This window comes from Psychrobacter sp. Ps4, from assembly GCF_022129285.1.
Lineage (GTDB): Bacteria > Pseudomonadota > Gammaproteobacteria > Pseudomonadales > Moraxellaceae > Psychrobacter > Psychrobacter immobilis_A.
Map to the genome: position 1 here is coordinate 1 of NZ_JADQAK010000001.1, position 12,078 is coordinate 12,078.

Below are 12,078 nucleotides of genomic sequence, written 5' to 3' on the forward strand. Positions count from 1 at the left end.
CGCTATTTTAATAAAAACCTCTTATCAGTTGTCCTAAATTAGTTGACCACTACATAGCCACGTAAGCGTTTTAATGCGATCAAGTAATGGGCTGCTTTGTTCATTTGGATGTGCGTTTATCACCCAATGAATGTCAACGTTGTCTGGCTTCTTGAGTAGTTGCTTATCTGCTTCAGTGGTAATCTCAAGGACTGCATAGCCGTGTGCGTCAGCAGGTAGCTGGGCAAGATTGACGGTAATTGCCGGCAGCGCTGTCATATCACCGATCAATAAAAACCAATCAGCCTCATTGTTAATCAGCTTCTTTGGTCCAGGGCCGCCTACCAATATTTGCTCGCCCACTTGGGCGTTACGTGCCCATGCTGAAGCAGGGCCTTCTGTCTCGTGCAACGCAAAATCGACATCTATTTCGTCATCACGTTGAAGGCTGACGGTATAGGTGCGCATCAATGGTCGAGTGTCATCGCCTTGAGGGAATATCAGCTTAATGTACGCGCTTTCTTGATCTGCCGGAAAATCAGTCAGTCCAGCACCGCCAAGCGTGACACGGCACATATGTGGGGTGAGGTATTTACTGCCAATTACATCTAGCATTCTTGGGGTAGGTTTTGCCATATTAATACTTTCCTTCATTTAACTATTCGATAGTTTAGGTCATCATTTGAGATGAGACCACTCTATAAGATTGATATTCTCTAGTAATGGTAAGTTCTACATTGCCTAAAAATTGGCTTTTAGGCTGACGGACATTTGGCGCTCAGGTCCCATCCAGCAATTGTTAATATCATAACAAGCGCCGACATAGGTCTTATCAAAGAGATTGTTGATACTCGCGCCGACAGTGAGCATCGGATTGATTTGATAATTACCGCCAATATCTACCAAAGTCACGCTTGGTAATTCGTCTGAGTTTTGCTTATCAAGTTGCATACCGCCTTCATAGCGCACGCCAGCGTTGAGACTGAGCTTGTCAGTAGCGTAATAATCTGCCCACAATGTTGCCTTGTGCTTAGCCGTTTGCGCAGGGGTATTGCCAACCAAATCAGGGTTGAATTCATCTTCTGTAATTTCAGCATCGGTATAGCTATAACTGGCGGCAATATCTACCCAGTCGTTAAGCATGTGGCTGCCTGAGACTTCAAAGCCTTTGGAGGTAATTTCACCCGTTTGTGTTTGACTTCTATAGTTAATTTCGTCAGCCACCACGACGTTTTTTTGAGTGATATCAAATACTGCTAATGTTCCTTGCGTGGCGCGATTGGCAGAGAGATATTTGACACCAGCCTCTAGCTGATCGGCAGTCGTTGGCTTAAATGGCGCATTGGTAATAAAGTTACTACCGACCACTGGCTGAAACGACTGAGAATAACTAGCATAAGGAGATAGCCCATTATCAAAGTCATAGATAGCTGCGAGACGACCACTGGTTTTCGAGGCATCATTGTCAATGGTTCTATCACTATAGATGGCACCTTCAGAAGCCTTGGTTTGCTTAGTGATACTATCAAAGTTATCATGACGTAAGCCTGCTACTACTATCAAATCTTGCCATTTCATTTCATCTTGTATATAAAAACCAAGCTGGCTTTGTTCAATGTTTTCATTTTGACGATAAGCCTCTAAAGGCAACGTATCGGCATTTATTTGTGAGTAATCTGGATTGGATAAGTCAAGATTTGGCGTGCCATTTGCGCCAGCATCATAATAAGTGGCGGTACTGTCTGTCTCTTGATACTCAATACCAAATAATAAATTGTGCGAGGTACTGGTAGTATCTAACTGATAAGCAAGCTGGTTGTCCGTGGTCCAGTTGTTCATACTTTCATCGGTGGTGTAGGCCACGCGATTTAGTATCTTATCACTACCGCTTACAAACCCGCTGTTGTACATATTACGCTGCTGCGCGTCGGCGTCGGTATAGCGCAGAATGTGTTTAAAGGTGAGCGTATCATTGATGTTCCAGTTCACCGTGACACTTGGCATGAGTACTTCTTTGCTAAAGCGATTCCACTCATCGCCGGCATAGGCATCACTGCCCAGTTTGCCATAGCTGGCATAGTAGACAGTGCCAACGGCAGGCAATGGGGTGGAAGGCACCATCTCTGGATCATCCTGATAAAACAGATTGGCAAGAACGGACACATCTTCTGTCGGTTGCCATTGCAGTGACGGATTGATCAGTGTGCGTTCTTCTTCTGTGGTCTGCATCTGCCCATCTTTTTGTCGTTTTAACGCCACCAGTCGATAATTGAGCGTGTCTGAGATAGGTCCTGTCGTATCGACCGCCACTTCTTTTAGGTTTTGATTGCCGAGTCGCAACTGTACCTCAGTTGCTTGAGTGCTTTTTGGGGTTTTGGCGACTTGATTGACCATGCCACCTGGAGATGCATAGCCATAGAGTGAGGATGCGGGCCCTTTGACTATTTCGACTGCTTCTGTTGCGTAGATATCGACTTGCGGCATCAGATTCCAAGCCCCATCGTAGGGTAGTCTTAATCCATCGTAAAAATTGGAGTAAGTTTTAAAACCGCGAATATTGTATTCATCAAAGATGGACACCGTACCGCGACTCTCAGTACTTACCCCTGGCTCATAACGTAATGCTGCATTGACACTGTCTGCTTGACGTTTTTGTAACAGCGCTTGATCGATTCTCGTATAGCTCATGGGCGCATCATTAGGATCTAACGCTGTTTTGGTGCCCGTACTACGATAGTTGTCGGCATAGACAGTAATGGTATCCAAGGTGGTTGATGGTGTCACGGTCTCATTATTAACACTATTTTCGATGTTATTCGGCATCGTCTCAGCATAAGCTGCGTGGCTCAAACCCATTGCCAATCCCAATTGCACCGCGAGAGTTAAACGTTTTTGACGAATGGATGTAGACGTTGAGATAAGACGCATCATATTTCCTTGTAAGTTATCAAATGCCGGAAGCGAAAGAAAAGGAATAATAACATTAATGATTATCATTATCATTAAAAATTTACAAACAAAGCGTTCTTAGTAAGATGTCGAGTGAAGCAGCCTCATTTTTAGCCCATCAAGATGACTATGATGCAAACATGAAGATTGAGGAAACGCTCTAATATGACGATAATTTTTGACTATAAGCAATGGTGTTTACAGGGCTTTTCTCGTATGATGCAGCCGTCTATTTGGAATCAACTTTTAGATCAACCGGCAGACAGGATTTATTACTACTATTAATAGGTCTAGGTCGTTCATTGAGCAACCAAAGATTGTTAAAGGTCATATTTATGAACAGACATACAAGTCAATCAACCAATACTCAACGCTATTTTACGGTATGGCGTTGGCATTTTTATGCGGGAATGTTTATAGCACCTTTCCTAATTATCCTAGCTTGCAGCGCACTTGGCATGCTGTTGATGTCTGACATCGCAGGTCGTGATGATGACCGCCTCACCATTACCTCCCCAGATTCAGCGATGACAGCACCTATTTCTACGCAAGCTAAAAACGCGTTGAACACTTTACCTAACAGCACACTGGTGAAATATATCGCGCCTCGTGATACGGACACCGTTGCCTTGTTTCAAGTTAAGTCAGACAGTCATGAGAATATGGTGGCGGTGAATCCTTATACGGCTGATATCGTCAAAAGCACACCGACTAATAGTGGTCTGTACTATACCTTTAATGATATTCATGCCGATTTACTATTGGGCAAAGTCGGTGATTATATCCAAGAAACCACTGCCTCATTGACGATTTTAATGATTCTAACGGGTTGGTATTTGTGGTGGCAAAAACGCAAATCACTCAAAGCCATGCTTATACCCAATGATGCTGTAAATAATAAGAAAAAACGCTCATTCATACGTACCATTCATGCGACATTGGGCAGTTGGATATCTGTGTTGCTAATGTTTTTCTGTATTTCAGGAATGGCATGGGCAGGCATCTGGGGCGAGCGTATGGTACAGGCATGGAGTCAGTTTCCTGCGGGCAAATGGGGCGTTGCGCCAATGCCGCTTTCTATTGATCACAGTCAACATCATGTTGGTATGGATATGAATAACGCTGAAGCCACGCCGCACGTTCATGGAGCAACACCAGCCACAGCACCCACGCATGGTGATGCACTAAATACGGGTAGTACCAAAGATGTGCCTTGGGTGCTTGAATTGACACCAATGCCAGCATCTGGCGCTGTTGGCGGCAAGGATGGTATCGCGTCCAATATACCGATTATGATCGATACTGTAGATCGATTTGCCCGTGAGATTGGTGTTGTCGGACGTTACCAATTAAATCTGCCACAGGGTAGTACGGGCGTCTGGACGATTAGCCAAGACTCAATGAGCTATGATATGAAAAATCCAATGGCTGATCGTACGGTACATATCGATCGTTATTCGGGCAATATTTTGGCAGATATCCGCTTTGATGATTACAATGCTTTTGGTAAATTTATGGCGGCAGGCATTGCGATTCATATGGGGACGCTTGGATGGTGGAGCGTATTGGTCAATGTCCTCTTTTGCTTAGCGGTTATTGCTATTTGTGTGAGCGGTTACATCATGTGGTGGCAACGCCGTCCCCGTCATACCAGTGAAAAGCTTGGACTGAATCCACCAGCGCGTGGTCTCAGTTTTTCTATATGGTGGCCGTTTGCCATTCCTTTGTTAGCAGTGGCAATCATATTCCCGACCGCCATCATAGCGATTGTCGCTATCGGATTACTGGACTTTTTAGTCATTTCACGGGTTGGGTTTTTACAGAAATTATTATTTAGAAATTAAATAAAATAAGAGAGCCATTCAAAAAGTCATTTTTATCTAAATAAAATCGGGGCAACTTTCTAAAAGATGCCTCGATTTTTTATTGTTCGCCATTAACCTTTTACTAAGCCAGTATTTACGCCAACATAGCAATGGCATCGGCACTGGCACGTTGCCGCTCTTCAGCATTTAACTCAATCAATCGGCCTTCTTTCATCAGTAATAATCGATCTGCATGTTCAAAGTAACCGTCATCATGACTGATGATAAACAGTGTTTTACCCAAGGCTTTGAGTTCAGGTATCAGTGTTTGATAAAACACGCGGCGAAAGGCAGGATCTTGGTCAGCCGCCCATTCATCGAGTAGCAGTATGTCTTTTTGTTCAGCCACGGCAATGAGCATGGCCAAGCGCTTGCGTTGTCCTTGTGATAGCTTGTCTGTCGATAATTGGTTGTCAGTCACGCTGACTTTATCTTGCAAATTGAGCTTGTGTAGCCATGTATTTACGAGCGCTTCATCGGGTTGCTGTCCCTCTCTACCAATCAGCTGTTTAAAAAGATGCTGATCGCTAAAAATGGCAGAAAAAAGCTGTCGGTAATCGGCGTTGTTTTCTGAGTCAACGAGCTGGCTGTCTATTTTTACAGCACCGATGCTAGGGGTGAAAATGCCTGTAATAATCTTTGCAAGCGTAGACTTGCCGCTACCATTTGCCCCGATTAAAAACACCACATCGCCACGTTTCAAAATCAGATTAACCGATTTTAGGATATCGGTAGAATTTTCATTTTCATTTTCTTTGACCATTACCTCGTTTGCATCGGTATCAATACTTGCATAACGATAGCTAATATCATTGAATGATATGGACTGCCAGTTGTTGACCACAATATCCGTTATAAAGGTTGATTGGCACTCCGCCAATTCTAACGATTGTATTTTGTCCAAGGCAACTTGCGCTGTTTGCATGGTTGGATAAGCACCAACCGCATGGAGCAGAGGTGACTGCATAAATAGAATGGTTAAAGAAAAAGTGGTCGCTACGCCCATGGGTATATCAAGATAGTTGGATACGGCAAACACCACACCAATCGCTGCAAACATCATGATGTTCGACCAGTTCACTGCCGATAAATGATACGTATCCGCTTTAATAATTCGCTCTTGATAAGACTGGGCATGATTTAAAAAATCATGTTTGTAGAGTTTTTCGGCGCGGTGATGGTTCAACGCGAGCTCTTTACGGCCCTCTATTATAGATTGATAATCTGCATATAACTCATCATTGATCTCTCTGATGGCGGTGAGATGGTGATAGACATGTTTGACCAGAATAGTACTTATCCAAATGGTCATCACAATCCAAACCATGATAATCAGTAATAGTGGCAATGACAGCCAGCCCAAATAAAGAGCGACCCCAGTAGATAAAATCACCCCTTGTACCAATTCTGGCATGCGGACAAAGGCAACGGTAATTGATTGAATGTCTGAGGACAGGCTGGCGAGTAATCGTGCGCTACCCAAATGGTCTATTTGTGGGACGTTGGTATCGATGATTTGTTTGACCAGCTTGGTTCTGAGCTCATAGACAAACTTGTGACCGAGACGGGTTAAGGCATATTGTGATAAAAAAGTAGTGACCAATAGCAGGACAACCAAGGCTGAGAATTGACCCAAACTTGCCCACGATAAGGTATTAAAAACAGGCTGACTGATGAAGGTGTGATTGATGAAAGCGATGATGCCCACACTGACAGCCGCATTAACCAAATTAAGAAAGATAACTTTAAGAAAGGGCAGGCGATAGTGTGCCCAAATCATATGGTATAAAGAAACGGTGGTGCGAGAGGACATAATGGCTCAATAATAAAATGGTTTTTTGCGTATTTTTGATAGTATAAAAGGGAGTAGGTTGTGCCTAATCCCTTTTATCTAAGTCTTATAAACATGGTTTAATGGGCAGGTCTTAAAAGTCGAAAGCCGCTGACACTTTTAGGGCAGTAGGCTCACTGGCATTTAAATACCCAGCACCCGCATAACCACCCACTGATTGCCAATAGTCCTCTCCTGTCACGTTAGTAACCACGCCTTTTAGCGTCACGTCTTGTCCAGCAAGCATGGTTTTGTAGCGAGCACCTAGATCTAGCGTGGTATAACCGTCGACTTTTAAGCTATTGGCGGCATCGGCATAACGTGCGCCTGTGTGAATGATATCACCGGTCACCGTCAATCCTTCAACTGCTGCTAAATCATATTCTAGGTTGACGTTGCTTTGTAGCGTGGGCAGTCCGATGACTCGGTTGCCGTCGAACGTCGCATCGCCCGTGTCTTTTTGCTCAGCATTTAAGTAAGTAACACCAGCATTGAAGCGCATGTTTTCGCTTGTGCTACCAAATACAGTCAATTCCACCCCTTGATGTCGATTTTCTCCAGCAGCGGTAAACGTATTGGCGTCATTGAAATAAGCACGCGGCTCATTAGTGCGGAATATTGCCAAACTACTGCCAATCAAACCATTGTCATACTTAACGCCAACTTCAGTTTGCTCACTCACATAAGGGTCTAAATTTTGACCACCATTGGTGACAGCACCACCATTATTAGTCAGAGGTGCCCTTGCACCTGGCGCTAGGCTTTCGATATAGTTACCATAAACAGACCAGTCCATGCTCGGTTGATAGACAATACCAATACTTGGTGTCCACTCGCTTTTATCGTAATCAGCAGTTTGTACTTGAGTATTAGGATTATAGCTGGTGGTTTTTAGATTCTGATGACGCACACCTAAAGTAGTTTTTAACTTGTCATCGAACAATGATATGGTGTCGGCTAGCGCAAAGCTCTGGAATTGCTTCTCATTGGTCAATTTTGGATTGTCTAAGTTGCCACCAAAGGTTGTTGTGCTTGTAAAAGGTACCTCAGCGTAGTCGGTGGGATGGTACAAATTGGTCACGGGTTGATTACCAAAATCATAGGCGAAGGCCCCTTTTTCTTCTTGGTCATAGAGATCCGCTGCTAGTACCCAATTATGAGCCACTTCACCTGTTTGCCATTTACCACGCAGACCGAGCTCAGCACTTTGTACCAAATCTTTTCTAGAGTTATCAAAGCGATAAAACGTACCTGCACCATCAACATTGTTGACGGTTAGATTGGCCAGTGAGTTTTCTTCCTCACCACTTCGCACACCGTAAGCACCATAAGCGGTAATATTATCAGTAAAATCATATTCTCCTCGAATGGTACCAAAGACATCTTCTTCATCTGAATACGTCCAAGGCTGCGCCCAATTCTTTGAGCCGTCTGGTGCTTTTGGTACTCTAGAAACACCAGCAAGTGTGACACTAGGACGGGTCTCTTTGAGTTTGTTGTCTTGCCAGCCCAAATCAGCTGATAGTCGATACTGATCGCCTCTATAATCTAATCCTAACGCTGCCAGACTCAGTGTTGAAGATTCATCATCAATCGCGCTGTCGCCATCTTGATAAGCGGCATTAAAGCGAACGCCAAACGCATCATCAGTACCAAAGCGATCACTGACGTCTACGGCAACTTTGCCTTGATCGCCCTGACCATAACCGAGTGTCACCTTACGTAGCGGGTCATTGCCAGCTCGTTTGGGCAGCAGGTTAATCGTACCACCGGCGTTACCACCACTGGGTGCTGCGCCATTGAGCATGGCGGATGCCCCGCGCTGAACCTCAACACGCTCGAACAATTCCGTTGCGATATACTGCCTTGGCAGTATGCCGTATAGACCGTTATACATGGTGTCATCAGAGGTTGTGACAAAGCCACGCATAAAGTACGCTTCTTGAAAGTTGCCAAAGCCTCTAGCGACACGAACAGTTGGGTCTTTTTTGAGCAGGTCGCCCACACTTTGGGCTTGTTGATTGCCGATATACTCATTGGTATATGAGGTAGTGGAGAACGGCGTGTCCATGATGTCTTGATTGCCCAAGATTCCGACACGGCTTCCTGTCGCTACTTGACCACCTTCATAGGCATCTGGCAGTCCATCGGCTGACGCGTCGGCGCTACTGGTCACGACAATCTCATCGAGTACCACGCTTGGGGTATCGGATTGAGCGTCAGCACTTAAATCTGTTTGTGCCCACGCGGCTTGGCTTGCACCCAGTAGTATTACCGATGTGGACAGACAAGATGAGCACAGTGATTTTAATGACAAGGGATGGCGAGACATATTCAATAGAGTAGGGCGAAATAAAGCAGAGTATAAGCGAGACAGTTGCATGAATATTTCCAGCACATAGATTAAATGCTTATTATAATGATAATCATTTTCATTACAATATATTACTGGATTAAATCTCAATATATTTTTATCGTGTTAAGTGTACGTTTTTGTTAGGCAAAGTAGTAAGTCGTCTAAAGTTGATTAGTTACGCTATGACAGCAGCAAAGATTGCTAATCGCTCAATTTAGCAGTCAGCACAAGTGGTTGGTAAGTGTCTAAATGCTTTCTGCTTATAACTAAATGTTTGCTACTTATTAAATGCTTGCTGTTTGTAAAAAATGCCACTTATGAAAAACATAATGCTTATTGCGCACGCCAATAGACTTTAATGACCATATCCTGACGTGATAACCCAAGGGTTGCCTTTAGTTGCTGTCGTAATGATTTGATATCCGCTGCTTCCAGCGCGCCCCATACCTTGTCAATATTGACAGGCAGTCGCGCAAATTGTGTATTTAATAATGCCATTATTTGCTCAGTAATATCAGTTGTTGGGGTATTAACCAGCTGGCACACATTATCTTGCAAAAAATGCGCATTATGGCGTAGTGGATTACTGAGCGTTAGGGTGTGTAGATAACTGATATCCTCTGGATCATTAGTGATGGCAATGACGAGGGGCGGCAATGGATTCTGCCAGTTTTCCAATAGATTGGCCACCGTAGGCAAGGAGGTTTCATCACAGATGAGTAAGCACTGACCAGTGCTGAGATGTTCTATTTTCTCTGGATATTCACGTACTGTTTTGATTTGACTGTCACAGTTAAGTGCGCGCGCCCAATTGCCTCCTGCCGTGTCGCCGTGAATGTAGACATCTATCCACGCTTGGACGGACGAGCTGCTCGAATCTCGCCATGCTTTTCGCAAGGTATAGTAGCGCTGTAAAGGTTTGTCACTATCTCTTGAATGGTCTTTTGACTGGTGCTTCATAGCAGATAGACCGTCCGAATTCAGCTCAAACAAATACGCGTAGCCCGGATGAGAGAGTGGCGTACTATCGGGTGCGGTTACCAGCAGTCGATACATATTGGGGCTGGCATAATAGCCATTAATGACCGTAAAACGCTGTTCTTGAAGCTTGATCGTGCGCTTGCCAAGCTTATTGGCAGAGGTTTGCAATAGCGTTATATATTGCTCCTGTAGCGTCATAGAGTCACTAATAGGAACTGTAAAATCGATAAAATATTGACGGCTGAGCTTGCTGCTGTTTGTCAAGGTATCGTTGTCATGATGGGCGGTTGTGACATCCATTAATATCCCATCAGTATACAGCTCTGTTATCGAGGCGATCTCGTGCTCACTCACTGCCGTGGTAGTAAAGGCATTGATAAACATCGCGAGTTCATCTTGATGCTCTTCATTGACATGACTCATAAACTGGGCTTTGTCAGCCATGTCGAGCGGTGTTTTATCGAAATCGTACTGAGTAAGTGGTTGAGCCATAAAATGTCGTCCAAGCCAAAATTCAAATAATTATTCAGCAAAATTTTTTTTAAAAATGATTGGCTGCTGGTTAAGGGCAAGATGGAAATGTAATAATTCTAAAACATTCAAATGTTAATGATTATTAATGTCATCTATATTTTTATTACGATAATATACCATAGGTTAATTTATTTACAATCATAAAAGGACTGGTGTTATCGAATGATTAATAGCTTTCTTGTAATGATTGGCAGTGGTGACTCTTAAACTGTGTATAAACGTGATCGCCCAACCTATTTTTGCAAGGTTTAATAGCTTACAAAAATGAGTTGGGCGAGCTAAAGTCGAACAGTAGAGTGTTAAGGAGCAGGTTGAATGTCTATTTTAAATTCCCATGAGGTCGCGGTCGTCGCTGAGCTATCAGGGTAATTGATTTTATCCAAACGCACTCGGGCATAGCTATTGCCTTCAGCGGATCTAATGAGCGCGCCTTGAGCGCTGTCAACCGCTTTGGCATTTAGTTGATGGGTCATGCCATTGTAGGTATACCAGCCAAAGTCTAGGTTCGGGAAATTACCCGTATAAGCAGGATTGAGATCCGAGCCTTTACTATCAATGACCCAGCTTCTGGCACTCATCGGTTTATCGTACACAGCGGTGTTGGTAAGGTCGGTTAAAGTCGCCGCACTACCATCGGTTATAAACTTGCTGACAATGGGCTCACCTTTATCATCATAATACCCTATTGGTGTTTTTGATAAGAAGCCACCAACTTTGCTTTTATTAGTGCCAATCGCAGAATCGCCACCATTTAAAATGACGCTATTACGCTTAAAGCCAATCTGCCAAGAGCTGTTTTTATCGGCGCTACTTTGTCCTGTGGTTAGATCAAAATAGACCCAGTTATCATTGTTTGAGGCATCGATGGTTTTCGTCTGTACCTTGTTCGGTAGCGCCGTATCAATCCAGCGCAGAGTAGGGTAGCCCGAGGTTCCAGCATTATTATAGTAGTTGGTAATCTGCATGGCATAAATAGGCTGCTGTACGCTGCTGTCTGTCATGGCACTGCTATTATCTGTGGTGACAAGGTAGACACGATTGTTCGGGTAGAGTTGATGGTTGTCTTTTAAATTGTATTCAAACCAAGGCTCTGCATCAAAAATACCGCCACTACGGTCTTCATTGTAGTGCATGGTAATATCACGACTGGTATCAGGATCTTGAGTTGCATTGCTATAACGGCTCAAATCTGACCAATCGATTAAACCAAAAACGCCGCCTTTACCTGCGCCAGAATCACCGCTATTTGACCAAAGCTTGACCGAACGCGCTTGATTATCAAACTTGATATCCCACTTATCCTCAGCACACGAGCTTTCAGCTTTGGCATCAAAGTCATAACAGGTCGCAGTATTAGGCGCTAGATTGGTGACTTGCCAAGTGGCCGTTTCGCTAAAGCTGGCACTGCTCACAGGCGGGGTAGTGCCGCCATTTCCGGTATTACCACTACTCGAGCCATCACTGCCGCCACCGCAGCCAGTCATGCTGAGTACTAAAATACTGCTACTAAACAGTAATGTTAATTTGGTCGGCTTGGTGTGAATTGCTGGGGAAATGGGGGTCATATCAGCTTCCTTGATGGT

General features: G+C 44.1%; 7 protein-coding genes. 1 reads left to right on the forward strand and 6 read right to left on the reverse strand.

Translation table 11 applies throughout. The annotated features are described in order from the left end of the window. Window positions 1-33 precede the first annotated feature (33 nt). Window positions 34-615 (reverse strand): siderophore-interacting protein, encoded by a 582-nt coding sequence (locus tag I3252_RS00005; RefSeq protein WP_238033761.1) that lies wholly within the window; start codon window positions 613-615, stop codon window positions 34-36. Window positions 616-720: 105 nt separating this feature from the next. Continuing rightward, window positions 721-2,910: a TonB-dependent siderophore receptor gene (locus tag I3252_RS00010; protein WP_238033765.1), complete on the reverse strand. Its 2,190-nt coding sequence runs from the start codon at window positions 2,908-2,910 to the stop codon at window positions 721-723. 353 nt (window positions 2,911-3,263) lie between these two features. Between I3252_RS00010 and I3252_RS00015 the strand changes: the two genes are divergently transcribed. Further along, window positions 3,264-4,772, forward strand: a complete 1,509-nt coding sequence (locus I3252_RS00015) for a PepSY domain-containing protein (RefSeq protein WP_238033767.1) — start codon at window positions 3,264-3,266, stop codon at window positions 4,770-4,772. Between the two features lie 115 nt (window positions 4,773-4,887). Here I3252_RS00015 and I3252_RS00020 read toward each other — a convergent pair whose 3' ends face one another. The 4 genes from I3252_RS00020 to I3252_RS00035 all read right to left on the reverse strand — a co-directional run bounded on the left by I3252_RS00020 (window position 4,888) and on the right by I3252_RS00035 (window position 12,060). Beyond that, complete coding sequence (locus tag I3252_RS00020; protein ID WP_238033777.1) at window positions 4,888-6,606, reverse strand: multidrug ABC transporter permease/ATP-binding protein; 1,719 nt, start codon at window positions 6,604-6,606, stop codon at window positions 4,888-4,890. A 112-nt stretch (window positions 6,607-6,718) separates the two neighbouring features. Continuing rightward, window positions 6,719-9,007, reverse strand: a complete 2,289-nt coding sequence (locus I3252_RS00025; RefSeq protein ID WP_238033786.1) for a TonB-dependent receptor — start codon at window positions 9,005-9,007, stop codon at window positions 6,719-6,721. Window positions 9,008-9,313: 306 nt separating this feature from the next. Next, window positions 9,314-10,453: a siderophore-interacting protein gene (locus I3252_RS00030; protein WP_238033788.1), complete on the reverse strand. Its 1,140-nt coding sequence runs from the start codon at window positions 10,451-10,453 to the stop codon at window positions 9,314-9,316. 341 nt (window positions 10,454-10,794) lie between these two features. Then, window positions 10,795-12,060, reverse strand: coding sequence for an HmuY family protein (locus tag I3252_RS00035; RefSeq protein ID WP_238033791.1), 1,266 nt, complete (start codon window positions 12,058-12,060; stop codon window positions 10,795-10,797). Window positions 12,061-12,078: the final 18 nt, after the last annotated feature.

Excerpts from the sequence above, each read along its gene's own strand:
- I3252_RS00005 (WP_238033761.1), bottom strand. The coding sequence starts at position 615 with ATGGCAAAACCTACCCCAAGAATGCTAGATGTAATTGGCAGTAAATAC.
- I3252_RS00010 (WP_238033765.1), bottom strand. The coding sequence starts at position 2,910 with ATGATGCGTCTTATCTCAACGTCTACATCCATTCGTCAAAAACGTTTA.
- I3252_RS00015 (WP_238033767.1), top strand. The coding sequence starts at position 3,264 with ATGAACAGACATACAAGTCAATCAACCAATACTCAACGCTATTTTACG.
- I3252_RS00020 (WP_238033777.1), bottom strand. The coding sequence starts at position 6,606 with ATGTCCTCTCGCACCACCGTTTCTTTATACCATATGATTTGGGCACAC.
- I3252_RS00025 (WP_238033786.1), bottom strand. The coding sequence starts at position 9,007 with ATGCAACTGTCTCGCTTATACTCTGCTTTATTTCGCCCTACTCTATTG.
- I3252_RS00030 (WP_238033788.1), bottom strand. The coding sequence starts at position 10,453 with ATGGCTCAACCACTTACTCAGTACGATTTCGATAAAACACCGCTCGAC.
- I3252_RS00035 (WP_238033791.1), bottom strand. The coding sequence starts at position 12,060 with ATGACCCCCATTTCCCCAGCAATTCACACCAAGCCGACCAAATTAACA.